Raw genomic sequence first — 26,713 nt, forward strand, 5'->3', positions numbered from 1 at the left:
ATCAAACAAACCAATGAGAAAAATATGGCGCACAAAAAGAAAAACGTCCGCAAAAAGGAATGTCCTGTCTGCGAGCGTGAATTTAGCTGGACTAAAAAGCTGGATAAAAACTGGGAGAGCATGGTTTATTGCTCCGACCAATGCCGCCGCGTGAAAAAATATGAAGGATTGGATCATCAAAAAGAAGATAAGTAGACGTTAATAGTTAAATAAAGATATGTGGGAAAAGGGAGCAGATGATGGCGCATAAAAAAGTAAACCTACCGCAAAAAACCTGCCTCGTCTGTCAGCGACCGTTTACGTGGCGTAAGAAGTGGGAAAAAGACTGGGAGCAGGTTGTTTACTGTTCTGAGCGGTGTCGGCGGGATAAAAAGCATGATTGACTTTAGGAAATGCTAATCGTAGCCTACAAAAACTCACTTACTCAGCCAAAGAAAACAGCCTTCTTAATCTACTTGCCCAAGCCATGTATCTGCTGTATTTTTGGCTAAATCACCTATTTGATACAATGGTAATAGGCCACTCAAATGTTAAAGTTCTAGTATAGATTTTTCGAAATAAAGGTAGTGGTTTAGAGTAAAAATATTGATGTAAGTTGAAGGTTTTCAGTTAGTTAAGTACAGGAGTGATTTAAGTTTATTTAGATCAATCTTATATATATACAACTTAATTCTGATAGAATAGTAAAGGCACTTAAGTTATAAGCGAAGAAATTCACTGAACCGTAAGTTTTTTGAGTAACATTATCTTGGTCTATATCAAACTTACATTCTACTAGCAATATAGCTAGAGAACTTATATTTAGATGGAAAACTATATGAGCTTTAAAGATCTCAATCTAAGAATATCTGACTTAGATGGGTGCATAAAAAAATACTGTGAAGGACAAAATCTGAGTTATAAACTTAAAGATCAAAGCGAATTAAGAAAAGATTACGAGATCCTTAGACCGGGCCAAAATCCTGCTAAGTTAATAGTTTACTTAACAAAAAAAGGTACAACTACACTTCAATATTCTCAGGGTAGGAATACTGAACTTAGTTTGCAAGTTGCTAAATACATACGTAGTCAACTTTGTGAGATAGAAATATCCTCTTTAAATATGAGTATAGCTGGAATCGATGAAACCCTAATCGAACTTATAAAAGAGCGAATAGAAGAAGTTAAAGAGTCAAATTACATAGTAATTAAAGAAGCTGAAACCAATATAAGTGTACAACTAGCTCTAGAATCACAAGTTTACAAAGATAAACTGACGCTTACTTATTACAAAAACACTAAGAGACTACAAATTCAGGGAAGACCTCTATCTTGCTATAATGAAGTTGCTTACGCATTAACTGCACAGCTTGACCCAGAAACTCTAGGTAAAATACTTTACAAGAAAGATGAAGATGATCATAGTATTATTAGACCTGAAATGGCTATAGAATTGGTTAGAGTTAAATTGCCTTATGCATATGACCAATTACCGAAATTTATTCAAAATTTACTGGTATCTAGCAATTGTATCAAGTCTGCTTCTCCAGATTTAACTGAATATTCATTATTGACGTATTCTGAATTAAGGTCTTTAGAAGGTGTGATTAAAACATATTTTTCAGAAAATGGAATCGTACAACAGCCTAGACATTTAGGTGAAATGTTTGTGTTGAATAAGAGAAAAAAGGCAATTGGACTAAGTGAAGGTTACAAGAGCTTACATTCAGGTAAGAAGTTGGATGAGGCTCTCAATGCTTACTCATATTATTACGAGAGAAGACACTCACTTTTCCATGTTGAGCAGTTTGCAGACTCAACATCAACTGTATCTACACTTGAAGGAGCAATAAATATTTGCAATAAAGTCTATGAGCTTATTGAAGATATTTATAGTTAAAAAATGTTTAAATTAGATTTTTACAAAACAAGAGAAAACAACGATATAGTCATCTGTTCAGGAGATGACTATGTTAATCTTTTTTCATTGTTGAATGATATTAAAGTAGAGTGGGATTCTATGTCTAAAGAAACACCCAAAAGATTTCTTTTCGACTTATTTTTGACTAATGGTAACAATTCAAATCGATTTGCATATTTGGACTATGATGGCCAGAAATTCATGCATAAGAGTTACAGAGTTGTGAGTCCCCAAGATTTAGATTCTGAATTATTAGAAATGCAGAACAATAAATATTTTGATTATGCTTAAAACTTAGATTCTATAGAAAGATTATTTTAACTGTATATTATTTTTTCAATAGCTATAGGCTAGATCCTATCGATTATTAGGATTAACTAGATTAATAACTACTAAAGCTATTTTGTAATTTTGGATCTAACTATCTTTCAAGCATTTTTCTATTCCGATTTTTATAGTCAATACAATCCGCTAGTTAAAATCAACTATTTTTACCAGCTCCAAAACAATCATAACCAAGCCCCAAATAACGAAACTCCTACCTCACATCTCTTTTAGCAAAAATATTCGCCACGAGCGCACCACTAAAGTTATGCCACACACTAAATATCGCGCTAGGCAGAGCAGCGACAGGATTAAAATAAGTCGCGGCAAGGGCAGCGCCCAGACCCGAGTTTTGCATGCCCACTTCTATCATAATCGCGCGGCGTTGTCTCTCCGTAAAGCCAGACAAGCGAGCGATTACATATCCCAAGGTGTAACCCAGCATATTATGTAATGCTACCACGATAAAGACGATTGCACCACTATCTAAGATAGTCGCTTTAGACACGGCAACCACTGCCGCTATAATGATGGAAATACCCAATACCGACACCATCGGTAATACCTCGGTGACGAACTCGATCTTTTTACCCAAAAATTTGTGGAAAATAACACCCAGTAATATGGGCAAGATTACGATTTTTGTAATGGTTATCATCATACTGGCCAAATCGATATCAATCAGCTGCCCCGCAAAAATACTGAGCAGAATAGGGGTTAGAAAAGGTGCAAGTAGGGTAGAGATAGACGTAATCGCGACACTCAACGCCACATCTCCTTTCGCTAAGAACGTAATCACGTTACTAGAAGTACCACCAGGACAACAGCCAACCAAAATAACCCCAACAGCGATCAAAGGATCAAGATTAAAGATGACGGTTAGCAAGTAAGCAATCAAAGGCATTAAGGTAAATTGTGCCAACAGCCCAACCAATACGGGCTTTGGTCGCTTAATGATTTCTACGAAGTCTTCCGTCTTCAAAGTCATGCCCATGCCAAACATGATAATACCTAAGATAGGCACAATCAAAAACGCCAACGAGGCAAAGAATGCAGGAAAAATAAATCCTAAGACAGCACTGACCAATGCCCAAATTGCAAAAGTTTTGCCAATCCAACTGGACAGTAGAGCAATTTGATTCATAACCTTTCTTCCTGAAAATCATAGTAGGCAATAACTTAGCACGTATGTAGTCAGGAAATGATAAAAGTATTTTGCTATCAAGGTAGCGATAAGTTTGCTGACGTGGAGCAGGCTATTATTTTATAAAAAAATGGCTTACTCATATTAAATAAGTAAGCCAAAAATAACTATCAGATGTTTAGGGATTGACTAAATTTCATCCCTACAAATTCGGATTCAACCACTTCTCAGCCGTTTTCACATCCCAGCCTTTACGCTCAGCATAACTCTCTAACTGATCACGGCCGATTTTTCCGACGTTGAAGTATTCACTATCAGGATGCGAGTAATAAAAGCCGCTGACCGATGAGCCCGGCCACATTGCATAGCTTTCCGTTAATGTCGTACCGATCGCATCGGTAGTACCTAACCATTCGAATAGCTTACCTTTTTCCGTGTGTTCCGGACAGGCAGGGTAGCCAGGTGCTGGACGGATACCGACGTATTTTTCTTTGATCATCTCATCATTGGTTAGGTTTTCATCAGCCTGATAGCCCCAATAGTCTTTACGGATCAGCTCGTGCAAATGCTCAGCAAAAGCTTCTGCCAAACGGTCTGACAAAGCCTGCACCATGATGGCGTTATAGTCATCACCAGCCGCTTTATACTTTTCAGCGAGTGCTTCTGTACCTACCATCGATACCGTAAAGCCGCCCAAGTAATCGGTGTGCGTCTCTGATGGCGAGATAAAGTCTGCCAAGCTAAAGTTTGGCTTGCCACTGGCTTTGTCGCTTTGTTGACGTAAGTGTTCAAACTGATATTCTGCTGTGCCGCCCTCAGTCGGCGCTTGATCATAGACGGTGATAGTGTCGGCAGCCGTGCGACGGGCTGGCATCAATTTAAACACGCCCTTTGCCACGACTAACTTTTCATCAATTAGCTTTTGTAGGATGTCCTCGGCATTACCAAACAGATCACGAGCCGCTTCACCAACCACATCATCTTGCAAAATTTGGGGATATTTACCTGTGAGTCCCCAAGAGATAAAGAACGGTGTCCAGTCAATATAAGACAACAGGTTAGTGATGGGGTAGTCGTCAAATATTACTTGCCCTAACTTATTAGGGACAGGCGGCGTATAGTTTTCCCAATCGTATTGAAAGCCAATCTTAACCGACTCAGCGTACGATATCTTAGCGGCTTTGGGCTGGCGCTTGGCCAGACGCTCACGCACTTTAATGTATTCGGCGCGAGTATCATCAATTAACTGTACACGGTTCTCTTTAGAGAGCAGCTTGGTGACCACGCCGACTGCACGTGAGGCGTCGGATACATAGATGACGGCATCGTTTTGATATTGCGGCTCGACTTTGACCGCAGTATGCGCTTTAGACGTCGTTGCCCCGCCAATCATCAGCGGTAGGGTCATGCCGCGTTCTTGCATTTGCTTGGCGACATAGACCATCTCATCGAGGCTTGGGGTAATCAGACCCGATAGCCCGATGATATCGACTTTTTCGGCAATAGCGGTATCGAGGATCTTATCACACGGCACCATCACGCCTAGATCGACGATGTCATAGCCATTACAGCCGAGTACCACGCCGACGATGTTTTTGCCGATATCATGGACGTCGCCTTTGACGGTCGCCATAAGGATTTTACCTTTGACCTCGCCTTCGACTTTTTCCGCTTCGATGTACGGGTTCAGCCACGCTACCGATTGTTTCATCACCCGTGCCGACTTGACCACTTGCGGTAAGAACATTTTACCCGAGCCAAATAAATCACCGACGATATTCATGCCGTCCATGAGTGGCCCTTCGATGACATCGAGGGGTTTGGGGTACTTCTCCCACGCTTCTTTGGTATCGGCTTCGATAAAGGTAGTAATGCCTTTGACCAATGCGTGCGCGATACGGGCTTCTACCGTGCCTTCGCGCCAGCTCATGTCGACAGTGCTGTCTTTTTTCTTACCACCGTCTTGGTAGTTTTCAGCGACCGTCATCAGGCGCTCAGTGGCATCTTGACCGGTTTCGCCTTGATTGCGGTTGAGCATCACGTCTTCGATGGCATCGCGTGCTTCTTTAGGGATGTCATCATACAGCTGAAGCATGGCAGGGTTAACGATACCCATGGTTAAGCCATTTTGAATTGCATGATAAAGGAATACGGAGTTGATGGCTTCACGAATCGGATTACCACGGAAGCTAAACGAGACGTTAGAGACGCCGCCCGATACCATGGCATTGGGCAGGTTATCGGTAATCCATTTGGTCGCATTGATAAAGTCTGCGCCATAATTGTTGTGCTCAGTGATACCGGTGGCGACCGCAAAAATATTCGGGTCAAAGATGATATCTTCTGATGGAAAGCCGACTTCATTGACCAAGACATCATAGCTGCGCTGACAAATCTCAGTTTTACGCTCATAAGTATCGGCTTGTCCGTCTTCATCAAAGGCCATGACGATAATAGCGGCGCCGTAGCGCATACACAGTTTGGCGCGTTCAACGAACTCAGCATGACCTTCTTTTAAGGAGATAGAGTTGACGACAGATTTGCCCTGTGTGCGCTTGAGACCTTCTTCGATGATGTCCCATTTAGACGAGTCAATCATTAAGGGTACACGGCTGATATCCGGCTCGCCTGAGACCAAGTTGACGAAGTGAATCATCGCCTGCTTGGAGTCGAGCATGCCTTCATCCATGTTGATATCGACGATTTGCGCGCCGCCTTCGACTTGATCGCGGGCAACATCAAGTGCTTCCGTGTAGGCTTCGGTTTTAATCAAACGTAAGAACTTCTTCGAACCGGTGACGTTGGTACGCTCACCGACGTTGACGAATAAGCTCTCAGGCGTGATGGTAAAGGGCTCAAGTCCAGATAAGCGGCAGGCAGGCGCAATCTCAGGAATTTCGCGCGGTGGATATTTTGCCACCATATTAGCGATTTGGCGGATATGCTCAGGCGTCGTACCACAGCAGCCACCGACGATGTTTAAGATACCTGCTTTGGCAAAGCCCTCTAGCAGGGCCGTGGTTTCCTCGGCTGTTTCATCATACTCACCAAACTCATTCGGCAGACCGGCGTTCGGATGCGCGGAGACATAGGTATTGGCGATATTAGACAGCGTTTGAATATGCGGACGCAGGGCATCAGCACCAAGTGCACAGTTAAAACCGACGGTTAAGGGCTTAGCATGGCGAATCGAGTTATAAAAGGCTTCTGCCGTTTGACCAGATAGTGTACGACCTGACGCATCAGTAATCGTCCCCGAAATCATAATCGGTAATTCAAAACCGATATCATCAAACACCCCTGTCACTGCAAAGATGGCAGCTTTGGCATTGAGCGTATCAAAAATAGTCTCGATTAGGATGAGGTCGACACCGCCTTCCATGAGCGCCAGTGTGGCTTCACGATAATTAAGCACCAACTCATCAAAGGTAATGTTACGAAAAGCAGGGTCGTTGACATCAGGAGATAGCGAGCAAGTTCGTGACGTTGGCCCTATGACTCCAGCGACGAAGCGTGGCTTGTCAGGCGTCTTGGCAGTGTATTCGTCAGCCGCTTCACGGGCAATCTTGGCAGCCGTCTTGTTCAATTCTGGCACCAGATACTGCATATCGTAGTCGGCCATCGACAGCCGCGTACCATTAAAGGTATTGGTCTCGATAATGTCTGCGCCAGCGGTCAGGTGGTCGCTATGAATCTCTTTGATCATCTGCGGCTGCGTGAGTACCAACAGATCGTTATTACCGCGTACGTCCTGCTCAATATTAGCGAAGCGCGCCCCGCGATAATCAGCTTCTTCCAGCTTATAATTCTGGATATGCGTGCCCATCGCGCCATCGAGCATCAAAATCCGTAAAGCCATTTGCTTGGTAATACGCTCGCGAGCGGTGAGCTGCTGTGCCTTGTAAGGAAATACCTCAGGCGGCGTTAGGACAAAATCGTTCGGAGTGGTGTTATCGTCAGCTGAGGTATTATCTGCTTGAGTAGCGGTTTGTAGTGTCATAGAAGGACTGCTTATATCGTCAATATTATGATAGGGAAGAAGAAAAGCGTTGGGAGCCATTCAAAGTAATAAATAAAAATTACACGCTTAAAAAGAGAGAAATATACGTTATTTTAGCATGAAAATTCGTCGTCTCGAGGGATTGTAGCGATTGCTGTTTTGGCGATACCACAGCGTGATGTTGTCTCCTCAGCATTCGCTTGCTCATGCTACTACGACATGGACTAAAGTGTATGACATAAAATACTAGGGGACAAATGAATATCATTTCGCTTAAAGATTACATAAAGCTTTGTTTTTAAAATTAAAGTCTATTAAGCCACCTAAAAGACTGACATAAATTACATACTCATGACAAAAATAGCGTAAAAGTGAACTAATAAGGATGCTCTATATGTTAATTTGATTTCAGAAGTATTGACTTTTAGTAAGAACTGCTTACAAGCAAATGTTAATTATTTTTATTTAGTAATCATTATTAATACTTACCTATGCCAGTGCCAGCGAATTTTAAGAGTTAATTATCTACTCGTAAATTAGTAATACAATAATCAAGAATGATTCAATCATTAAGGACAATGTTATGAAAATTACCAAAATTGCTACTATCGGTACATTAGCGCTTTCGATCGCGGGTTTAACGGCTTGTAATAATATGATGCCTACTAAAAGCGCAGAGATTAAAGCACCCATGCATAGTCAATCTATGGCAAAAATGAATGTGGTACAAATTGCCCAAAGCAACCCAGACTTCTCGCTATTAGTTGAAGCAGTACAAGCGGCAGGCCTCGCGAGTGCCTTGTCTGATCCTAATGCCAACTATACGGTATTTGCTCCAACCAATGCCGCGTTTATGCAAGCATTGGCCGAAACCAAAATGACCAAGGCTCAGTTATTTGCTAATAAGCCACTGTTAACCAAAATCTTAGGCTATCACGTGATCAACGGCAATATGGCGATGTATGCCAAAGATGTGAAGCCTGGCAATGTCATGACCTTGAGCAATGATACCTTGATGGTGACCCCGAAAGGCCAACTAATGGATGAGATGGGTCGTACAACTAATATCGTCAAAACAGATATCGCCGCTACCAACGGTGTGGTGCACGTGGTTGATAGAGTATTGATGCCAAAATAACTTTTGATGTCATGATTGTTGACAGCAATGTTTATTAAAAGCAGTGCTTATTGAAATCAGTACTTATTAAAAGCAGTGCTCACTTTTTGTCTTTTTATATGATGACGCTGGTACTCGTACCAGCCATCGTTTGTGCAAGCTGATTATTAAAGATATTTTTAACGCTAATCTTTACTTCAATTTTTGTTTAAACGTTACTTTATAAACGTTATTTTATCAATAATGGGGTAGTACACGTGATCAATACAGTGTTGCTACCTAAATAAGCATGAATTGCAGATTAATAGTTAAAATCGTATTTATTGATATAGCAGAACTAATTTTAATACATGTTTAGAGTTGGCCAGTTGATTACTGAGACTTATTAATCGCTGACTGTTATCTTCATTAATGCACAAGTCACTTTAATAAGCCGCTTTATTAACTAAGCCCATAAACTAATTAACATCTACAAGGATATACCCATGTTAAAGAAGAATTTACTATCTATCGCCGTCGTTACCGCAGCAATGTCACTAGCCGCTTGTAATGACAAAGAAGCTGTTACTGAACCGGTAGAGCCTGAAGCCACGACTGAAACAATGGCTGAGCCTGAAGTCATGGTTGATCCAGCTGTAGAAGCAGAGCCTATGGCTGACCCAATGGCAGATACCATGGCGACTCAAACGATTGCTGAAATAGCAGCGGGCAATGAGAACCTAACTATCTTGACCGCAGCGCTTCAAGCCGCTGGCCTTGATACTATGTTGATGGAAGACACCAAATACACCGTATTTGCTCCAACTGACGACGCTTTTGCTCCAGTACTAGAGAAGTTAGGCGTGACTAAAGAAGAGTTACTCGCTAACACCGATCTACTCAAAAAAGTACTTCCTTACCACGTAGTAGCTATGGAAGTTAAAGCTGCTGATATCCCTTATGGTACTGATATCAAAACCGCTAACGGCGCAACGATTTCTATCAGCGATGCTAATGTCATTACTGATGCGACCGGCGGAACGGCCAACATCACTGGTACTGATATAATGGCGACTAACGGTGTGGTACATACCATCGATGCCGTATTAATGCCTGAGTAAGTTGTACTATCTGGCTTATGTTTAGGTAAGTATAAGTACTTTTATACGCCGACTAACATAAGCTACTAGCAATACCTAAAAAGCCTAGCCGCTGCGCTGGGCTTTTTTTGTGCATGCATTTTTTTGTCCATGCATAATGCCATGATGCTTCTGTCATTTAACCATATAGTCAAAATACCCTAAAAGCGCGACGCTATCAGCAGTGTCTCATGGTTCGATATTACTTTTCACTAACTATAGATGCTTACACTCATAAGAAAATACGCTCAAAGCCGTTATTAAAGCTATGTTTGCCTTTGCTGTTTTTTACTTTAATCACTCCAAACTTATAAACTAAAAAGCCCGAGACAATGGTCTCGGGCTTTTTTATTTTTGCTTAATAAGAATGAACAGTAGGCACATCAAAGAACGTTATTTATGCTCTTTACGTAGTGGATCTGCTGCCATTCTTTGTTGCTCTTTAAGATGACGCTCTTCCCAATAAGGGGCGTTTTTGATACCGAATTTAGCAGGATCAAAACTATAGCGTTTCACGCCAGCTTTACGCTGTGCTTCGTAGTCTTTAAGCATCGTTAGGGTTGGACGAGCCACAATGAAAATCATAAGAATACCCACGATATTCAACCAAGCCATAAGACCTACACCGATATCACCCAATACCCAAACATAACCGGCAGAATTAAGACCACCGTAGGCGACCATAACCATGATTAAAATTTTGACCAATAATAGGCCCGTTTTATGAGCACCACGACCGATAAAGCGTGTCAAATAAGTGACGTTGACTTCAGCGATATAGTAGTACGCTAGGATAGTCGTAAAGGCGAAGAAGAATACCGCAAGAGCGATAAACGAGTTACCATAAACCCCATATACTGATTCCATAGCCATTTGCGTAAATGCTGGAGAGCTAATTTCTGTAGCTGTATCTATATTGCTGACAATAAATTCTCCATCAGCTGCAGTTGTACACTTATTTGCCACAGTACACTGAATGTTATACATGCCAGTAGATAAAATCATAAAGGCCGTAGCAGAACAAACCAGCAACGTATCAACGTAGACTGAGAACGCTTGTACTAGACCTTGCTGTGAGGGATGCTCAACTTCAGCAGCAGCAGCAGCGTGAGGGCCCGTACCTTGACCGGCTTCGTTAGAGTAAATACCGCGTTTAACACCTAAATAAATAGCAGCACCTAAGCCTGCTTGAGCCGTAAAGGCATCACTAATAATTAAACCAAATACTTCTGGAATCAAACTGAAATTGCTAAACATGATAATCAAAGCTAGAATAATATAGCCTAAAGCCATGAATGGAACGGCATACTCAGTAAAGGTTGCAATACGTTTAATACCACCAAAGATGATGACACCTAAAACCACTAGAATAATAGCCAATGCAATCAAACGCATAGAGCCTACTTCTAAGGCTCCGATGTTCATCACGGTACCTTCGCCCATTACTTGAGCAAATGCATTAACAACGCCATTAGCTTGAACACCCGGCAAAAAGATACCGCAAGAAATGATAGCGGAAATAGCAAATAAAATGCCGTACCATTTTTGACCTAAGGCGCGCTCAAAGTAATAAGCGGGACCACCACGGTATTCGCCAGTGATTACATCTTTTTCTTTATAAATCTGTGCCAGTGTCGATTCGACATAAGCAGTAGATGCGCCTAAAAACGCCACAATCCACATCCAAAATACCGCACCTGGACCACCGAAACCGATAGCAGCGGCTACCCCAGCGATGTTACCCAATCCTACTCGACCAGCAAGTGATACTGCCAGTGCCTGAAATGACGAAATACCATCGGCACTTGATTTACCAGTAAATAGTAGTTTGATCATTTCACCAAATAGACGTACTTGCACAAAGCGCGTCATGATGGAGTAAAATAAGCCTGCACCTAAGCACAAAACTACTAAAGGGATACTCCAAATATAATTATTGATACTTCCAAAAATATCTTCCATATCTATATTCCTCAAACGTTCTCTACATGGTAATAGTCAGTAAAAGTGGCGTATGTTAAATAAAGCAATTGCAACTTTTACTAAATTAACCAACGAGTATGGATATCAGTTGTCTATATTTATCCGCTTGGCCTATTCGCAACACTGACCATGTGTATACCGCTCATTGGAGTCAATTTTAAAATGAGCTGCAGTTGCAATCCTTTGCTGTATTTATTATGCGGTACATCTTGTCATTACATCATCGACGTAAGAGCTGTTATCAATGGACCAGCGGATAAAACAGTCGGTTGTGTAATTAAATACTTATCGTTAAAGTGATAGCATTCAACTTGCTATGAGTCGTATCGATTGGCTACACTGGTAAAGATCTATCAACTTGTCATCTAAGATTGTGGCAGGCCGTTAACAGAGTTAATGAGACGTTCATAATCCTTTAATACTAAACGAACGATAAGTCCACTACCAAATGTATTCAAACCGTACGGCTACGTAACTGCAATTTGCCATATTTTTGGCGCAATTACTAGAAATTTCTTCATATTATTAAGGATATATTCATATTTTATTTGCTATAGCAAAGTTTAAGGAATAATAAGATATTAGCAGTAGACAAATGCTGTGTGGGCTTATTGAGTAATAATGGCTATCAACTGAGTAATAATGACTATCATTATGAATCGAGGGTATTATCAATGTGAAGCATTGGGCAAACATGCTTTGCGGTTGTGTTTTGGTAACGATGAATTGTAAAAGGTGGCTTATATCGCCATTATTGGCAGGATATCTTGTAGGCTATTAGTATTAACCGTCACTCATTGCTAGCATTATCTATATTTTAAAGGTGGCCAGCAGTTGATAGACTGGATAAGTAGCGGCACAAGATGGTTAAATAAACGGTTATATCCGTTATAAAAAAACGTGTTACTAGGTATTTGTTATTTATCACTATTAGGAGAGACAACGATGACGCGTAAATCCATTGTAAAACCCATGTTGCTATCAGTAGTATTAGCGACTTCTACCGTTGGTTTGACGGGTTGTGGTTATAACAATCTGCAAGCTCAAGATGAGCAGGTAACGGCTTCGTGGTCAGAAGTGGTCAACCAATACCAACGCCGCTCAGACTTAGTGCCAAACTTGGTCAAGGTCGTACAGCAATACGCAGAGCAAGAGCAAGAGGTGTTTACCCAAGTTGCTGAAGCGCGCTCACGTGCGGGTGGTATTACCGTGACCCCTGAGGTGCTCAATGATCCTGAAGCGATGGAGCGTTATGCGGCTGCACAAGAGCAGATGACCGGTGCCTTGTCACGTCTAATGGCGGTCTCTGAGCGTTATCCTGAGCTAAAGTCAGATGCCTTGTTCCAAGATTTGCAAGCACAGCTAGAAGGCACGGAAAACCGTATCGCTGTGGCTCGTAACCGCTATATTCAAGAAGTGCAAAGCTATAATACAACAGTGCGTCAGTTCCCAACCAACATCACCGCCAAAGTATTTGGTCTAGATGCTAAGCCAAACTTTACGGTAGCCAACGAAGACGCCATTTCAACAGCACCCAGTGTTGATTTTGGCGACGACGATGCAGCAACTGCTCAGTAAAGTAAGACGCATAATATTGGTAGCATAAAAGACATTTGCAGCATAAAGATAAGTGATGATTGAGGTAAAGCGGTGTTTGCCGCTTTGCTTTTGGCGTTAATGCTTAAAACATAGCAGATGAGTCAGCAGAGAAGTTTAGTAGTCATTAACGTAGCAACCATTAATGTAGTATTAATTAACGTAGCAACTATGCATTCAGCAAAAACGGCACTTGAGGTGGTATAGATTAGATGAATCATTCAAAAGCACTCTTATCAGTATTACTATTTACGCTGAGCATCAGTAGTGCGCCAGTGCTGTATGCGGCACCCAATGATACGGCAGTGGCTAGTGATAGTGGCTCAAATAGCACCTCGAGTATCCAACAAAATCGCAGCGTCGAGGATTTGGTGGCGATAGCCAAAGCAGGCGAGTCTAACGAAGCGATTAACGAGGCGGTTTTAGGTAACGAAGCGATTAATGGCGCCCTACTTGGCAATGATGCAATCAATCCTAATGCGGCTAACAGTGACACGGCTAATAGTGAAAATCCAGCAACACGAGCGCCTGCTAAGCCAGCTGTCCAATCAAGCGCTGAAAACGTCGATGCGGATAAGCTGATATTAAATAGTCCTGTCGTTGACCAAGCCAATATCTTGAACCCGCAAGAAAAACAACGATTAGAGGCGCAGCTACGGTCGATTTATCAGCAAGGCTTGGCGCAAGCAGCTGTGGTCATTGTGCCAACAACCAATGGCGTGCCAATATTTGACTATGCCTTACAAGTTGCAGAGAAGTGGGAACTTGGCAATAAAGACATCGATGATGGTTTGCTAATGGTTGTGGCGGTCAATGATCGTGACATGTATATCTTAACCGGCTATGGATTAGAAGGAGTGCTACCAGATGCCGCCGTCAATCGTATTATTCGTGAAGACATCACGCCCCTGTTTAAGCAAAACGACTATGGTGCTGGGATATTAGCAGGCGTTGGGGCGCTTGAAGCGCGTCTTGGTGCTGATCCTGAAGTGTTGGCGCGCGCTGATGCACAAGCGGCTGAACGCAGTCAAAGTCAAAACGATGTTGGTGACAGCCCATCGCCTGTTTTTTTATTCGTCATGGCGATGATATTTGGTAGCTTTATCACCAGTATTTTTGGTCGCATCTTTGGCTCTATCTTGACTGCTGGTGGTTTCTTTGCTGGCTCGCTGGCACTGGGCGGCGGCTTCTTTATGACCTTAATCATGGCGATATTTATATGGCTATTCTTAATCTCGCGTGGCTCCGGCGGTGGTCGTGGCGGACGCGGTGGTGGCGGTCGTAGAGGGGGCGGCATGATTTTCTTGCCCGGCATGGGCGGCGGTAGCGGTGGTGGATTCGGTGGCGGCGGCTTTGGCGGCGGCGGTGGTGGATTCGGTGGCGGCGGCGCAGGCGGTTCGTGGTAAATCGCTAGTAGGTGCTAAATAGAAAAACACACTAAATGACCGTCAGTAATGATTTACTTGAGGAAATAATATAATGGCACAAAACAACTCGTCACAGACAAGCTTTGCGCGCTGGTGGCGTCAAGTACTGTTTGTCCCTTTGCTACATAGCAAATGGCTGACAGCCGCAGCCAAAGCTCGTCTGACAGATAAGGTGACTAGCGCTGAGCGTGGACATCGCGGTGAGGTGTTTTTAATTATAGAAAATCATTTACCGATTCAGGAGGCTTTCCATATCGACTGTCGCGAGCGGGCGGTGGATTTATTTAGCGAGTATCGAGTGTGGGACACCGAAGAGAACACCGGCGTCTTGGTTTATGTCAATATCTGCGAGCACCAATTAGAGATAGTCGCGGATCGTGGTATCAGCACTCACGTGAGCCCCACAGTCTGGCGGGCAATGTGTGAAAAAGCCGTGTCTGGCATCGCTAATAAAAACACTGAAGAGAGCTTGGCTGAATTGTTAGACGAAGTTGGACAAGTCCTGCGTCAGTACTATCATCTTGAGCATGACCCCGCAGGTAATGAGCTGTCTGATACGGTAGTATTTTTGAAATAGTTTTTATGAACTGGCATTTATAAATCAGTCTTTATAAAATAGTTCTTATTAGTGGCAAAAACAGCTTAGCGTTTGTCCATAGGGTTTTACGGTAAATTGAAATATAATACTGACTCTAAAACAGCGGGTGCTGACCAAGAGGCATCTCGATAAAAAACCACTACTGGAACACTATGATTGAGTTAATAAAGAAACTGCCAAAAGCGGAGCTGCACTTACATATCGAAGGCTCACTTGAGCCGGAGCTGATGTTTAGATTGGCGAAAAAGAATCAAATAGAGATTTCTTACACAGACATAGAAGACGTACGCCGCGCCTACAACTTCACCAATCTACAAACCTTTTTAGATATCTACTATGCGGGTGCCAATGTTCTCATCACTCAAGATGATTTTTATGATTTAACGTGGGAATATATTCTTAAGTGTGTTGAAGACAACGTCATTCATACGGAGATATTTTTTGATCCACAAACGCATACGGCAAGGGGCGTACCTTTTGCAACCGTTATTACTGGCATCAAAGAAGCGCTTGCCGATGCCAAAGCACAATATGGCATCACTTCTTGCATCATCATGTGTTTTTTACGACATTTATCGCAAGCAGAGGCGTTTGAGACCTTAGAGGAGGCGCTGGCGTTTAAAGATGACATCATTGGGGTTGGTCTTGATTCTGCAGAATTGGGCAATCCGCCTGCCAAGTTTAAGGACGTTTTCCAAAAAGCCAAAGAAGCGGGCTTTAAATTGGTTGCCCACGCTGGTGAAGAGGCAGACTTTACTTATATCTATGAAGCCTTGGATTTATTAGAGATAAATAGAATTGATCATGGCGTGCAATCGATCAAAAGCCCAGAGCTGATGCAACGCTTAAAAGACGAGCAAATACCGCTGACGGTTTGTCCGAACTCTAATATCGAACTCAAGGTGTTTGAAACCTATCAAGAGCACAATATCAAAGAACTGCTAGATTACGGTCTAAATGTCAGCATAAATTCTGACGATCCAGCGTATTTCAAAGGCTACATGAATCAGAACTTTATAAATATATGCGAAAACTTACCGCTGACAGAAGACGATGTGGTTACTTTGGTAAAGAACGCCTTTCATTCTTCGTTTATCAGTGATGAGTTAAAAAAGGAATATTTAGCAAAGGTGGATCTTGCTTTGCAATAAGCAATGATTGAAGAAGTTTTTATTCGCTCAGGCTTAACGGTTGATATCAATCGTTAAGCCTTTTCTTTTTATACGAGATGCTTCTAGGGTCAAGCGATTACAGCGCTGTGATTTTTTTGATTAACAACGGCATAATCACACCGGCTTTTTCTACCAAGGTAATATCAACGATGGCGTTCGGCGTTGGGTCAAGATTTATTTCGATAACGTTAGCACCATTTTGCTTGGCCAATTGTGCAAGCCCTGCCGCAGGGTAGACCAAGCTCGATGTGCCAATACTGATAAATACCTCACAATTCGCCGCCACCTCTTCAGCGGTTTGCCATGCTTGGACTGGCAGTGCTTCGCCAAACCAAACGATATCTGGTCTGATATAGCCCTCGCAATGTGGGCAGTTAATTAGCGTCTCACTATAATCCATAGTGTCAGCGCTGCTATATGAGCCTCTAGACTGCTTTTTATAGGGTGCATCGCATTGACTACAACGATTGGCCCACAGATTACCATGCAAATGAGTCACGCTACTACCAGCCTGCTCATGTAAGTCATCGACATTTTGGGTGATGAGTGTTACCTGCTGGTCGGTTGATTGGCTATGGTATTGCCACTGCGCTAAAGCCTCATGAGCAGGATTCGGTTTTTTGTCCGCGACCAATTGTCTGCGCCACTGATACCACGACCATACCAGCTTTGGGTTGCGAGTGAACGCCTCGGGTGTCGCCAAATCCTCAACGCCGTAGTTCTCCCACAATCCTGTTTGTTTATCTCGAAAAGTGGGAATACCGCTTTCTGCTGAAATCCCTGCGCCAGTTAAAATGCAGATGCGTTGTTTTGAGTCCAATAGTTTGGCGGCAAGCGCTACTTCAGCTATTAACGCTGGTGGTAATTCTGCTAACATGGCATAACCCCTGCTTACAATGGATGCATATTTATATGATAGATGGAATTTGGTGGCTTGTCATGTTGCTAGCCGTGGTCGCAGCCCTTTGGCTGGTCGCAAAGACGCGAGGCGCAAAAGCGGATGAGACCTTTGATAATAAATCACCCAAAGGCGCGAAAAAACCTAGTAATGATGACCTACAAAAAACAGCGGTATTAATTAATAACTATTTTCCTGACTATCGCGTTAATCGTAAGGCCAATCATTTAGTTATCAGCGAGCAAAACAAAAAGATTGCGATGATTACTATTGATAAAAAAGTGGCTGCTGGTCAACGGCGTCTAGGCGACGTACCCGTGATTAATTACCACCGAGTCCCCAACCGTGCCCAATTAACTGCAAACTTACAGGATGCAGAGTAGTGTCAGTCATACAGTTTTATAAATAGGCAATCAGGCAGGCAAGTAGGAAGGCAAATTGCGGCTCAATTAGAAGATGACATATATTGAATAGAGGTTGACAACGATATGTACAACATTTTATAGGTGTTAATACATCATAGTTAATAACAGCTAAAGACGCAGAGCGTTGCTGTTAAAGGTTTTTGGAAGTGTTAGTAGGTAGGGTGCTAGAAGTATTAGGAGGTAATGCTAGGGAGAGATGAAATATCATTCATAAGAAGTGGTGCGCTCGGCGGGAATCGAACCCACGACCCTCGGCTTCGGAGACCGATACTCTATCCAACTGAGCTACGAGCGCATAATACGAGTTGACTGCTAGGTTGCTCAATACTGCATACTACGTTTAATTGAGTATTATTGACAGGGCAGTCTGTCGAAAAATAAAGACCGCCTAGTCTAACAAATAAAAGCCAGAAAGCCAATGAGCGAAGGCTGCTATTGACGCTTTTTAAGAAAAAACAAGATAGTCATTAAACAGGCATGGCAATTTACCTGCCTTTTCCCTTATAATGTCAGGGACAATTCATATTTATAATCACCGATTACAAGTGCGCTTGCAGGCGGGATGGCTGTTTGCTATTGATGACGAGGTGTCGTCAAAAGAGGATAAACAGAATGTCCAAGTCATGCGAGTCCTTGTATCTGTAATAAGAGAACGTGACGAATGAGAAAAGTAGTGATGTTATCGGCAGCTGCCATTCTAGGAATTGCTAGTATCGCGGTGAGCCAAGCGGAAGATGTTGCAGATACCCCTGTAACTGTCTCTGATGTAGCAGAAGCGCAAGAGGTGGTCGAAAATGCGCCACAACAGCTCGGTGATGATACCCAAGCTGCTGCCGATACTACAGATGACACTGCTGCAGCTGATGCGAGCGTGACAGCAGACGGCACCACAGATGACGCTGCGGCAACGGAAGAGATGGCCGCTGCAGCGCCTGCGGCTGATGAAGAGCCTATTCCGCAAGATACGCCGCAAGTACAAAAGCTCATTGCCCTATATCCTAATTTGATTGCGCGTATTCAGCCTGTTGCTACAGTATGTTTCGAAGACGATGAAGTTTGTGATGTAACCGCACGCTCATCAGGTCCTTCGGCAGGGGATGGCCCTCGTGATGGTGCTGCTGTTTATAACGCTGTTTGTCAGACTTGTCATGCTTCAGGTTTGCTTGGTTCACCTATGTTAGGGGACGCAGGGGCTTGGGGACCACGTATAGCAAAAGGTAAAGATACTCTATATACCCATGCGATCAACGGCTTCAACGCGATGCCTGCTAAAGGTGGTGCGGATATTCCTGATGAAGAAGTTCAAAATGCAGTAGACTATATGGTTGGTGAAGCCAGCTAATCATTACCAAGCCATTATGGGCGGTGATACATAGCCTATTGAATTTTTAAGATACTCATTGATTAAACGCCTATTTCATTTAATGAGGTAGGCGTTTTTTTTGATGATGAGTATTATTAATATGGTACTTCTCACATAATGCAGTTGAAATGTGGTGTTGATAGCCTCACTTTAAGACATTAAATCGTACCTGCTAAAATATTCTACAAAGCAGTTTTGATGTAAATTTTATAACAAATAAAGAGGTATTCATGTCTGAAGTACCAGCGCTATCTATTCAGAACTTATCCAAAACTTATGATAACGGGTTTTCGGCATTAAAAGATGTCAGTTTAACGGTGCCACAAGGTGGTTTTTTTGCGCTACTAGGACCGAACGGTGCTGGTAAATCGACGATGATTGGCATTATTAGTTCATTATTTAAGCCAACCAGCGGCAGTGTAAATATTTTTGGTGTCGACTTATTAGCCAATCCTTCGGTGGCTAAACAGTATCTTGGCGTCGTCCCACAAGAATTTAACTTTAACATGTTTGAAAAAGTAGAAGATATTCTGATAACCCAAGCAGGTTATTTTGGTATTTCTGCCAAAGAGGCAAAGCCACGCGCTGAGCGCTTGCTAAAAGCATTGGGTCTCTGGGATAAACGTGATAGTAAGTCGCGGGAGCTGTCAGGCGGTATGAAACGTCGTTTAATGATTGCCCGAGCGCTGATTCATAAGCCTAAGCTATTGATTCTCGATGAGCCAACCGCAGGGGTCGATATTGAGCTGCGCCGTTCTATGTGGGAGTTTATGCAGCAGATTAATGTCGAAGAGAACACCACGATTATTCTGACGACCCATTATCTTGAAGAGGCTGAGCAGCTGTGTAAGCGCATCGCTATCTTGGATCATGGTGAGATTCGAATCAATACAGATATGAAGGATTTGCTGGCGCAGTTGTCGGTCGAGACCTTTGTCTTTGACGTCTCGGCGCCGCTTGAGCATCCCTTGCAACTGACGGGCGTGACTGAAGTGGTGCAACCAGATGATCTCACGCTTGAGGTAACCTTAACAGAAGGTGAGTCATTGAATGGCGTGTTTACGCAATTGTCCGAGCAAGGTATTACTATTGCCAGTATGCGTAATAAGTCTAACCGTTTAGAAGAGCTGTTTATGCGCCTTGTCGACCAAAATATTCAGAATCAAGACAGTATGAAGGAGTCAGGACTATGAATCAGAAAATAGTAGTAGACCCTAATGACAGTATGTCATGGTCCAAAAAATGGATTGCTTTTCGGACGATATTGCTAAAAGAAGTACGCCGAATTTTGCGTATTTGGCCACAGACTTTGTTGCCACCCGTCATTACTATGACGCTCTACTTCGTTATCTTTGGTAAAATGATAGGCGATAGAGTAGGCGAGATGGGCGGTGTACCTTATATGCAGTTCATCGTCCCTGGTCTTATTATGATGGCCGTGATTACCAACAGTTACTCTAATGTGGTCTCTAGTTTTTTTAGTGCCAAGTTTACCGCGAGTATTGAAGAGCTGTTAGTCTCTCCTGTCTCCAAGCATGCTATCTTAATGGGTTACGTCAGCGGTGGTATCTTCCGTGGTTTGGCCATTGCTATTATTGTCTCTATCGTCGCGCTGTTCTTTACCGATCTTGGTATTGAACATTTATTTGTGACGATATTTACCGTGCTTGGTACTTCGATACTGTTTTCGCTGGGCGGCTTTATTAATGCCGTTTTTGCCCGCTCATTTGATGATATCTCTATTATTCCGAGCTTTGTATTAACGCCTCTTACCTTTTTGGGCGGCGTCTTTTACTCAATGGAAGGGTTATCAACATTTTGGCAAAACGTCTCGTTACTCAATCCCATTGTCTATATGGTGAATTCGTTCCGCTACGGAATTTTGGGCTATTCTGATGTCAACGTCTGGTATTCAATGGCAGCGATTTTTGTATTTTGCGTGGTGTTTTATGTCATCTCTTATCGTTTACTAAGCGATGGCTCGCGTGTGCGCTTGTAGTTAATTTATCACCTCGGTAACTTGTCATCAGTATACCGATAGTCTTATTATAAAAGCCTAACATTGTTGGGCTTTTTTTTATGTTTAAAACTTCACTAATACACAAGTTTTTTATACTAGCTGCATTAAGTAGCTTTTCCATTACTGCTATCGCGGCATCGTTCGCGACTACCGATGATTATGATTGGGTGGTTATGGAGAAGCCTCTAGATCCTGCATCTTATAAATATGACTGTAATCATGATTACAAATATGAGACTCATGCGGCTCTACAAAATTGCCTTTATAACTTGCGAGAAGATGTTGATAATGCGTTTAGTAAGCAGTGGGGGATTGACGACAGAGTTATTCGAGAAAGAAATGCGATTTATATTGACGTGCCTAATCGTAAACACCCACTAGTATTGGTTGATTATTCCAGTCCTTTTGAGACCGATTTCAATGCTTATTATTCATTAAAATATTATGATAAATCGCGGCAATTACTGACCATACATCAAAGCTTTTATGAATCAGAAACTCTGACAGTGGTCAATTTGAAGACTGGGTTTTGGCAAGATTTTGATTTTAGGAAGCTAAGTGTTTCGCCTGATATGAGATATATCGTAGGGTTTGAAAGCGAGATGGGCGCTACTGAAAACATTAATATTTGGGCACTGCAAGATAGTGGTTACTATGAAGGCTACTATAAACAAGTCTATAGCAGTAGTGACGATTCAAAAAACTACGACAGTCATAAAAATTTTTATCAAGCGGACAAAGCCAAGCTGGTTTATGATGCCGAAACCCTTACTTGGTTGAATGATAGTAAATTTTATGCAGATTATTTTTATAAGCTAAATGAAAAGGATTCCGCAGCTTTTCGAGTGCGTTATACCTTTATTAAGAATGCCTCAACGGATAAGTGGCAGCTACATGCAGGTGATATATAAATGATCGCTATTTCTCGTTATATAAAAACAGCATTGACTGTCGCAGGACTATTTATATTGACCACAATAGCAGCCTTAGATGCACAGGCAGCGCCTTTAGCTTTAGAGCCATCGACAAGTGAGGAGGTATGGCTAAAGATATAATGTTATGGGATCGTCAAAAAGCTAACAATGACGGACGCTATACAATGGTATTTGGTAGTAATGAATTATATGAGCAAAATGATAATGAGGACAAAAAACATGAGGTGTACGAAGCGCGAGATATCAGTTGGACAAGCGATAATAAAATCAACGTTGATTTTTATTACAGAGTCAATCCCACTGACACGGTAGCATTTCGCGTGCGCTATATTTATGCGGCTGACAATAAAGAAGGTAAATGGCAGAGAGTTTCAGCTGATGCTAATACCAACGATTAAAAAATAATAAAAAGGTTTAACTCTCATATGCAAGTAACTCTACCAGTAGCCCATTCAATTCGCATCTGTATGATGAGTGCAATACTGCTAATGCTATCAATGCTATCAATGCCAGCGCAAGCAGAACTGCCCAAAGCGACAATGGATGACTATGTTTGGAAAGCACTAGACAAGCCCATTTATCCTAACTGGGGTAAGGATTGCAATAGTAAGGATGAGCGGATTTATCAAGATTGCTTAGATAAAAGCTTGATGATTTATAATCAGAAACTCATTAAGAAATGGCACTTATCAAAATATGTTTCTCGTCAGTTAAATAAAACTATTATCACACTGCCCAATCATACAAGTCCTATAGTATTGACGGACGATTTTGCAGAAGGAGAAAAAGAGCTTAGATATGTTTATCTTTTAGACCATTATGATGCAGATAAGAACTGGCTTTATCTATCTGGGCAAATCTATGAGATTAACAATACAGTATTGATTGATTTAAATTCAGGCTTCAAGCAAGAGTTTGAAGGATCTCATTTGACGTTTTCACCAGGTATGACTTATGCAGCTACAGTTAAAGTTGAGTTTCCAGGAGAAGAAAATGTCATGATCTGGAAAAAAGATAAGAGCGGTGCTTACCAGTATGACGAAAAAAATAACAGGGATTACGATAAATTCCGACAACATTTAAAATTTTATAATGGTAGCAAAGATAATCCAATGGTTCACAAGGTAGAGGTTGAATGGATTACCAATGAGAGCTTATTGGTAGATTTCTATTTCAAAATGAACGATAGCGATACTGCTGCTTACCGAGTACGCTTTAACTATGTAAAGACAGATTCTGCATCAGACTGGCAAATGATTCCCATAAAATAGCCCATTGCTGTAAAATGACTGGTTGTTATTTCATTATATTTAAGCATGAAAGGTAAGTAACTTATGAGTATTCACGGTATCTTGGGTGAGCAAACTACTGACTATCCAACTGAGTATAGTCCAGAAACCTTATATCCTATTGCCCGCAGTATGGGGCGTGATGCCATTGGCTGGCAAGATGATAAGTTGATGGTTGGCATCGATTGGTGGCAGGCATTTGAGATGTCTTGGTTGAATCCGCAAGGACTCTCGCAAGTGGCTATCGCACGTTTTGGTATTCCTGCTAGCTCGCCATTTATCGTCGAGTCAAAATCACTTAAGCTGTATTTGAACAGTATCAACTTTACCGAATTCCCTAGTTGGGAAGCTGTGCAAACGCTGATTGCTAAAGACTTATCGGCATGCGTACAAGCAGAAGTGCAAGTTGAGCTGTTTGGCTTAGATGATAATCTTTATGATAAGACATCAGAGTTATTGATTGCTCAGCCTGAGGGTGCGTGTATTGATGACGCGCTTGCCAATACTAGCGAAAAGATTGCATTATGCGAGCATCCTGATGCATCTTTATTGAGCGATGCTAGAACGAATGCTCATTCAGAAATTGCCAGTGCTCAGCCTTATACTTTTTATTCTAATTTACTGCGTAGTAATTGTCCGGTGACCAATCAGCCAGATTGGGGTACATTGGCGGTTTCGATGACCAGTGATAAGACAGTCGACGACGCTGGCATGCTGCGTTATATCTTAAGTTTCCGCCAGCATAATGGTTTTCATGAGCAGTGTGTCGAGCAGATATTTGCTGATTTAAGCAAACAGTATGAGCCAAGCGAGTTGATGGTTCGTGCGTGGTATACGCGCCGCGGCGGTATCGATATCAATCCTTGCCGTGTGAGTGATATCCGCTTATTACCACAGCCAAGCCGCTTGATTCGTCAGTAGACTAAGAGTACTTGCTAATACTCATCAAATGCGTTTATATACTTATTTAGGCAGATATTATTTTGCTTTGCTTGGGAGGTCAAGATGAAATGGGCAACTGGTTTTTTGACGGCGCTAGCGGCAGCTGCTTTGTCTATCTCTCTCATGCAATCGGCACAAGCGGAGTTTATTGAAAATCAATATAACTGTGAAGATGCTTATATGGAAGTGGCTTATGATTGTGGTAATGATGCGATTATAGTCGAAAAAAATCGCCTTAATAAAATTTATATGAGTGCTTATCGTACTTTGAATACGACACAACAACAGCAGTTGGACAAAGAACAACGTATATGGTTAAAGAGTCGCAGCGATAAGTGTGACTTTGAATACGACGGTCCAATGAATAATTCTGTGGTGTACGCCCAGATTGGCGCTAATGTTTGCACCGCTAATGAGAGTCAGAAACGTAGTAAGGTGATTGCTAAAAAATATAATATCAAATAACAATTTTCATTTTTTAGAAGTAAAAAAGCGCCTATCTCATTAAATGAGATAGGCGCTTTTTATGGCACAGTTTTTACGAGTAAAACTATTTGCCGCTTACTTTTGCTATTACTTCTTCACGGCTTAGCATCTGCTTTTCTGTCTCACGGCGATTGACGTACTCGTATTTGTCCTCTGCAAGATTGCGATCAGAGACGACGATACGGTGCGGAATACCAATCAATTCAAGATCAGCAAACTTAACGCCAGGACGCTCGTTACGGTCATCGAGTAGCACGTTGATACCTTGAGCCTTTAACTCGTCATACAGGGCAGTAGCGGTCTGCATGACGGTCTCTTCTTTTGACTTCATCGGTATGATAGCGACTTCAAAAGGTGCAATCGAATCGTCAACGGTCGGCGTTTTTGGCCACATGATACCGTTTTCATCGTTATTCTGTTCGATAGCAGCAGCGATAATACGGCTGACACCAATACCGTAGCAACCCATCATTAGAGTGACTGGCTTGCCATCTTCACCAGATACGGTCGCATTCATCGCTTGCGAGTACTTATCACCGAGCTGGAAGATATGACCCACTTCGATACCGCGTTTGATTTTTAGACTGCCTTTACCATCAGGAGAAGGGTCGCCTTCTTGCACGTTACGCACATCAACAATACGTGTGATGCGAGTATCACGTGCCCAGTTCATACCGATGGTATGTTTATTGACTTCATTCGCACCGCAGACAAAATCTGATAGTGCTGCTGCTGAACGATCGACAAACACCGGCATATCTAAGTCAACACCGATATAGCCTTTATGCAAACCTGCGGCTTTTAGCTCTTCATCAGAGGCCATAGTCAAAGGGACGTTGGCTTCTTCGATTTTCTCCGCTTTAATCGTATTTAATTGATGATCACCGCGCAGTACGATCGCTATAAGCTGTGGCTCATCATTCTCATTATGACCATGGACGATTAAGGTTTTAACCGTAGTGGCTAATGGAACATCCAAATGTTCAGCAACCATTTTACAACTGGTCATCTCTTCAGTTAACACGTCTTCGCGTTCCATTTTGGGTGGCTGCCGCTCAGCAGTGCTCACCGATTCTGCCAGCTCAACGTTCGCTGCATAATCAGAAGAATCTGAAAAGGCGATATCATCTTCACCGCTATCTGCTAAGACATGAAACTCGTGCGACGCAAAACCACCGATAGAGCCAGTGTCTGCTTGTACCGCGCGAAAATCTAAACCCAAACGGGTAAAGATGCGCGTGTAAGCGTCATACATATCATGATAGGTCTTGGCCAATGAGGCCTGATCAACATGAAATGAATAGGCATCTTTCATAGTAAATTCGCGTGCGCGCATCACACCAAAGCGTGGACGAATCTCATCACGGAATTTGTTTTGAATTTGAAAGAAAGTAATCGGTAGCTGTTTATAACTACGTAGCTCGCCTTGCGCAAGATTAGTGATGACTTCTTCATGGGTCGGACCAAGCACAAAGTCGCGATCATGGCGGTCTTTAAAGCGCAATAGCTCAGGGCCGTAATCATTAAAACGACCGGTCGTTTGCCAGAGTTCTGCTGGCTGAGTCATTGGCATGAGCACTTCTTGCCCGCCAATATTCTGCATCTCTTCACGAACAATACGTTCGACTTTTTGCAAGACGCGTAGCCCCATGGGCAACCAAATATATAACCCAGAAGCGATTTTACGAATAAGACCGGCGCGCACCATTAATTGGCTTGAAGCGATATCGGCATCACTTGGGGTTTCTTTTAGAGTAGCAAACAAAAATTGACTGGCTTTCATAAATAAAGCGTAACCTTATCAACGATAAAAAATAAGAAGTAGTAGGATGTTGAGCATGTTGCTGAAAGTCTCAGAACCGCCGCAAGCTTACCTTTATTACTTGGTAATAGGCTAGGACATTGCCTAGCGAAAGAAGGCTTTTACAAAAAGCACTTTAGTAACCACATCCTGCACACAGCAGGGCGTAGTTGTA

Annotated in this window: 25 protein-coding genes and 1 tRNA gene; 20 read left to right on the plus strand and 6 right to left on the minus strand. The window is 42.4% G+C overall.

Annotation, left to right across the window (positions count from 1 at the left end; genetic code table 11):
- The first annotated feature begins 24 nt into the window (after positions 1–24).
- The 4 genes from ACSUPM_RS02830 (at position 25) to ACSUPM_RS02845 (ending at position 2,191) form a co-directional block, all read left to right on the plus strand.
- On the plus strand, positions 25–195 hold the full coding sequence (locus tag ACSUPM_RS02830; protein WP_200663860.1) for a DUF2256 domain-containing protein: 171 nt from the start codon (positions 25–27) through the stop codon (positions 193–195).
- A gap of 44 nt (positions 196–239) precedes the next feature.
- Positions 240–383: a DUF2256 domain-containing protein gene (locus ACSUPM_RS02835; RefSeq protein WP_436880161.1), complete on the plus strand. Its 144-nt coding sequence runs from the start codon at positions 240–242 to the stop codon at positions 381–383.
- 434 nt (positions 384–817) lie between these two features.
- Positions 818–1,879, plus strand: coding sequence for a type II toxin-antitoxin system RnlA family toxin (locus ACSUPM_RS02840; RefSeq protein ID WP_436880162.1), 1,062 nt, complete (start codon positions 818–820; stop codon positions 1,877–1,879).
- A 120-nt stretch (positions 1,880–1,999) separates the two neighbouring features.
- Positions 2,000–2,191 carry a type II toxin-antitoxin system RnlB family antitoxin gene (locus tag ACSUPM_RS02845; RefSeq protein WP_436880309.1) on the plus strand — a complete coding sequence of 64 codons (192 nt, stop codon included), beginning with the start codon at positions 2,000–2,002 and terminating at the stop codon, positions 2,189–2,191.
- 247 nt (positions 2,192–2,438) lie between these two features.
- On the opposite strand, the gene ACSUPM_RS02850 is transcribed toward ACSUPM_RS02845, so the two are convergent.
- Positions 2,439–3,368, minus strand: coding sequence for a bile acid:sodium symporter family protein (locus ACSUPM_RS02850; RefSeq protein ID WP_436880163.1), 930 nt, complete (start codon positions 3,366–3,368; stop codon positions 2,439–2,441).
- Between the two features lie 202 nt (positions 3,369–3,570).
- Positions 3,571–7,368, minus strand: a complete 3,798-nt coding sequence (gene metH, locus ACSUPM_RS02855; protein WP_436880164.1) for a methionine synthase — start codon at positions 7,366–7,368, stop codon at positions 3,571–3,573.
- A gap of 583 nt (positions 7,369–7,951) precedes the next feature.
- Between metH and ACSUPM_RS02860 the strand changes: the two genes are divergently transcribed.
- Positions 7,952–8,506: a fasciclin domain-containing protein gene (locus tag ACSUPM_RS02860; RefSeq protein WP_201575551.1), complete on the plus strand. Its 555-nt coding sequence runs from the start codon at positions 7,952–7,954 to the stop codon at positions 8,504–8,506.
- Between the two features lie 464 nt (positions 8,507–8,970).
- Positions 8,971–9,585: a fasciclin domain-containing protein gene (locus ACSUPM_RS02865; protein WP_201632560.1), complete on the plus strand. Its 615-nt coding sequence runs from the start codon at positions 8,971–8,973 to the stop codon at positions 9,583–9,585.
- A gap of 411 nt (positions 9,586–9,996) precedes the next feature.
- On the opposite strand, the gene ACSUPM_RS02870 is transcribed toward ACSUPM_RS02865, so the two are convergent.
- Positions 9,997–11,565 (minus strand): alanine/glycine:cation symporter family protein, encoded by a 1,569-nt coding sequence (locus ACSUPM_RS02870; RefSeq protein ID WP_436880165.1) that lies wholly within the window; start codon positions 11,563–11,565, stop codon positions 9,997–9,999.
- A 966-nt stretch (positions 11,566–12,531) separates the two neighbouring features.
- Between ACSUPM_RS02870 and ACSUPM_RS02875 the strand changes: the two genes are divergently transcribed.
- The 4 genes from ACSUPM_RS02875 to ACSUPM_RS02890 all read left to right on the plus strand — a co-directional run bounded on the left by ACSUPM_RS02875 (position 12,532) and on the right by ACSUPM_RS02890 (position 16,358).
- Positions 12,532–13,164, plus strand: coding sequence for a LemA family protein (locus ACSUPM_RS02875; protein WP_173240193.1), 633 nt, complete (start codon positions 12,532–12,534; stop codon positions 13,162–13,164).
- A 230-nt stretch (positions 13,165–13,394) separates the two neighbouring features.
- Positions 13,395–14,588 (plus strand): TPM domain-containing protein, encoded by a 1,194-nt coding sequence (locus tag ACSUPM_RS02880; protein WP_350587736.1) that lies wholly within the window; start codon positions 13,395–13,397, stop codon positions 14,586–14,588.
- 73 nt (positions 14,589–14,661) lie between these two features.
- The gene (locus ACSUPM_RS02885; protein WP_201582312.1) at positions 14,662–15,186 is read left to right on the plus strand and encodes a TPM domain-containing protein; all 525 of its coding nucleotides are present in this window, start codon (positions 14,662–14,664) and stop codon (positions 15,184–15,186) included.
- Between the two features lie 173 nt (positions 15,187–15,359).
- On the plus strand, positions 15,360–16,358 hold the full coding sequence (locus ACSUPM_RS02890) for an adenosine deaminase (protein ID WP_350587734.1): 999 nt from the start codon (positions 15,360–15,362) through the stop codon (positions 16,356–16,358).
- Positions 16,359–16,455: 97 nt separating this feature from the next.
- Here the strand turns inward: ACSUPM_RS02890 and ACSUPM_RS02895 are convergent, their stop codons facing one another.
- Positions 16,456–17,256, minus strand: a complete 801-nt coding sequence (locus ACSUPM_RS02895) for an NAD-dependent deacylase (protein ID WP_350587733.1) — start codon at positions 17,254–17,256, stop codon at positions 16,456–16,458.
- A gap of 35 nt (positions 17,257–17,291) precedes the next feature.
- Here ACSUPM_RS02895 and ACSUPM_RS02900 point away from each other — a divergent pair, with 35 nt between their 5' ends.
- The gene (locus ACSUPM_RS02900; protein WP_025652151.1) at positions 17,292–17,660 is read left to right on the plus strand and encodes a hypothetical protein; all 369 of its coding nucleotides are present in this window, start codon (positions 17,292–17,294) and stop codon (positions 17,658–17,660) included.
- Between the two features lie 260 nt (positions 17,661–17,920).
- On the opposite strand, the gene ACSUPM_RS02905 is transcribed toward ACSUPM_RS02900, so the two are convergent.
- Positions 17,921–17,997, minus strand: a tRNA-Arg gene (locus ACSUPM_RS02905).
- Positions 17,998–18,378: 381 nt separating this feature from the next.
- Between ACSUPM_RS02905 and ACSUPM_RS02910 the strand changes: the two genes are divergently transcribed.
- The 9 genes from ACSUPM_RS02910 (at position 18,379) to ACSUPM_RS02950 (ending at position 24,716) form a co-directional block, all read left to right on the plus strand.
- Positions 18,379–19,044, plus strand: a complete 666-nt coding sequence (locus ACSUPM_RS02910; protein WP_227687539.1) for a c-type cytochrome — start codon at positions 18,379–18,381, stop codon at positions 19,042–19,044.
- A gap of 251 nt (positions 19,045–19,295) precedes the next feature.
- Complete coding sequence (locus tag ACSUPM_RS02915; protein ID WP_025652154.1) at positions 19,296–20,258, plus strand: ABC transporter ATP-binding protein; 963 nt, start codon at positions 19,296–19,298, stop codon at positions 20,256–20,258.
- A 32-nt stretch (positions 20,259–20,290) separates the two neighbouring features.
- Complete coding sequence (locus ACSUPM_RS02920; protein WP_025652155.1) at positions 20,291–21,064, plus strand: ABC transporter permease; 774 nt, start codon at positions 20,291–20,293, stop codon at positions 21,062–21,064.
- Between the two features lie 80 nt (positions 21,065–21,144).
- Positions 21,145–21,996, plus strand: a complete 852-nt coding sequence (locus ACSUPM_RS02925; RefSeq protein ID WP_101211296.1) for a hypothetical protein — start codon at positions 21,145–21,147, stop codon at positions 21,994–21,996.
- Positions 21,997–22,140: a hypothetical protein gene (locus ACSUPM_RS02930; RefSeq protein ID WP_156915615.1), complete on the plus strand. Its 144-nt coding sequence runs from the start codon at positions 21,997–21,999 to the stop codon at positions 22,138–22,140.
- The gene (locus ACSUPM_RS02935) at positions 22,125–22,418 is read left to right on the plus strand and encodes a hypothetical protein (RefSeq protein WP_201582303.1); all 294 of its coding nucleotides are present in this window, start codon (positions 22,125–22,127) and stop codon (positions 22,416–22,418) included. Before ACSUPM_RS02930 ends, ACSUPM_RS02935 begins: the two co-directional genes overlap by 16 nt.
- A 27-nt stretch (positions 22,419–22,445) precedes the next feature.
- The gene (locus ACSUPM_RS02940) at positions 22,446–23,291 is read left to right on the plus strand and encodes a hypothetical protein (RefSeq protein WP_350587732.1); all 846 of its coding nucleotides are present in this window, start codon (positions 22,446–22,448) and stop codon (positions 23,289–23,291) included.
- A gap of 63 nt (positions 23,292–23,354) precedes the next feature.
- Positions 23,355–24,230, plus strand: a complete 876-nt coding sequence (gene queF, locus ACSUPM_RS02945) for an NADPH-dependent 7-cyano-7-deazaguanine reductase QueF (RefSeq protein ID WP_201575543.1) — start codon at positions 23,355–23,357, stop codon at positions 24,228–24,230.
- An 84-nt stretch (positions 24,231–24,314) separates the two neighbouring features.
- Positions 24,315–24,716 carry a lysozyme inhibitor LprI family protein gene (locus ACSUPM_RS02950; RefSeq protein WP_201566314.1) on the plus strand — a complete coding sequence of 134 codons (402 nt, stop codon included), beginning with the start codon at positions 24,315–24,317 and terminating at the stop codon, positions 24,714–24,716.
- Positions 24,717–24,801: 85 nt separating this feature from the next.
- On the opposite strand, the gene ACSUPM_RS02955 is transcribed toward ACSUPM_RS02950, so the two are convergent.
- Positions 24,802–26,520 (minus strand): proline--tRNA ligase, encoded by a 1,719-nt coding sequence (locus tag ACSUPM_RS02955; RefSeq protein ID WP_101211300.1) that lies wholly within the window; start codon positions 26,518–26,520, stop codon positions 24,802–24,804.
- Positions 26,521–26,713: the final 193 nt, after the last annotated feature.

The sequence above is a fragment of the Psychrobacter okhotskensis genome, assembly GCF_965638355.1.
Lineage (GTDB): Bacteria > Pseudomonadota > Gammaproteobacteria > Pseudomonadales > Moraxellaceae > Psychrobacter > Psychrobacter okhotskensis.

Excerpts from the sequence above, each read along its gene's own strand:
- ACSUPM_RS02830 (WP_200663860.1), top strand. The coding sequence starts at position 25 with ATGGCGCACAAAAAGAAAAACGTCCGCAAAAAGGAATGTCCTGTCTGC.
- ACSUPM_RS02835 (WP_436880161.1), top strand. The coding sequence starts at position 240 with ATGGCGCATAAAAAAGTAAACCTACCGCAAAAAACCTGCCTCGTCTGT.
- ACSUPM_RS02840 (WP_436880162.1), top strand. The coding sequence starts at position 818 with ATGAGCTTTAAAGATCTCAATCTAAGAATATCTGACTTAGATGGGTGC.
- ACSUPM_RS02845 (WP_436880309.1), top strand. The coding sequence starts at position 2,000 with ATGTCTAAAGAAACACCCAAAAGATTTCTTTTCGACTTATTTTTGACT.
- ACSUPM_RS02850 (WP_436880163.1), bottom strand. The coding sequence starts at position 3,368 with ATGAATCAAATTGCTCTACTGTCCAGTTGGATTGGCAAAACTTTTGCA.
- metH (WP_436880164.1), bottom strand. The coding sequence starts at position 7,368 with ATGACACTACAAACCGCTACTCAAGCAGATAATACCTCAGCTGACGAT.
- ACSUPM_RS02860 (WP_201575551.1), top strand. The coding sequence starts at position 7,952 with ATGAAAATTACCAAAATTGCTACTATCGGTACATTAGCGCTTTCGATC.
- ACSUPM_RS02865 (WP_201632560.1), top strand. The coding sequence starts at position 8,971 with ATGTTAAAGAAGAATTTACTATCTATCGCCGTCGTTACCGCAGCAATG.
- ACSUPM_RS02870 (WP_436880165.1), bottom strand. The coding sequence starts at position 11,565 with ATGGAAGATATTTTTGGAAGTATCAATAATTATATTTGGAGTATCCCT.
- ACSUPM_RS02875 (WP_173240193.1), top strand. The coding sequence starts at position 12,532 with ATGACGCGTAAATCCATTGTAAAACCCATGTTGCTATCAGTAGTATTA.
- ACSUPM_RS02880 (WP_350587736.1), top strand. The coding sequence starts at position 13,395 with ATGAATCATTCAAAAGCACTCTTATCAGTATTACTATTTACGCTGAGC.
- ACSUPM_RS02885 (WP_201582312.1), top strand. The coding sequence starts at position 14,662 with ATGGCACAAAACAACTCGTCACAGACAAGCTTTGCGCGCTGGTGGCGT.
- ACSUPM_RS02890 (WP_350587734.1), top strand. The coding sequence starts at position 15,360 with ATGATTGAGTTAATAAAGAAACTGCCAAAAGCGGAGCTGCACTTACAT.
- ACSUPM_RS02895 (WP_350587733.1), bottom strand. The coding sequence starts at position 17,256 with ATGTTAGCAGAATTACCACCAGCGTTAATAGCTGAAGTAGCGCTTGCC.
- ACSUPM_RS02900 (WP_025652151.1), top strand. The coding sequence starts at position 17,292 with ATGATAGATGGAATTTGGTGGCTTGTCATGTTGCTAGCCGTGGTCGCA.
- ACSUPM_RS02910 (WP_227687539.1), top strand. The coding sequence starts at position 18,379 with ATGTTATCGGCAGCTGCCATTCTAGGAATTGCTAGTATCGCGGTGAGC.
- ACSUPM_RS02915 (WP_025652154.1), top strand. The coding sequence starts at position 19,296 with ATGTCTGAAGTACCAGCGCTATCTATTCAGAACTTATCCAAAACTTAT.
- ACSUPM_RS02920 (WP_025652155.1), top strand. The coding sequence starts at position 20,291 with ATGTCATGGTCCAAAAAATGGATTGCTTTTCGGACGATATTGCTAAAA.
- ACSUPM_RS02925 (WP_101211296.1), top strand. The coding sequence starts at position 21,145 with ATGTTTAAAACTTCACTAATACACAAGTTTTTTATACTAGCTGCATTA.
- ACSUPM_RS02930 (WP_156915615.1), top strand. The coding sequence starts at position 21,997 with ATGATCGCTATTTCTCGTTATATAAAAACAGCATTGACTGTCGCAGGA.
- ACSUPM_RS02935 (WP_201582303.1), top strand. The coding sequence starts at position 22,125 with ATGGCTAAAGATATAATGTTATGGGATCGTCAAAAAGCTAACAATGAC.
- ACSUPM_RS02940 (WP_350587732.1), top strand. The coding sequence starts at position 22,446 with ATGCAAGTAACTCTACCAGTAGCCCATTCAATTCGCATCTGTATGATG.
- queF (WP_201575543.1), top strand. The coding sequence starts at position 23,355 with ATGAGTATTCACGGTATCTTGGGTGAGCAAACTACTGACTATCCAACT.
- ACSUPM_RS02950 (WP_201566314.1), top strand. The coding sequence starts at position 24,315 with ATGAAATGGGCAACTGGTTTTTTGACGGCGCTAGCGGCAGCTGCTTTG.
- ACSUPM_RS02955 (WP_101211300.1), bottom strand. The coding sequence starts at position 26,520 with ATGAAAGCCAGTCAATTTTTGTTTGCTACTCTAAAAGAAACCCCAAGT.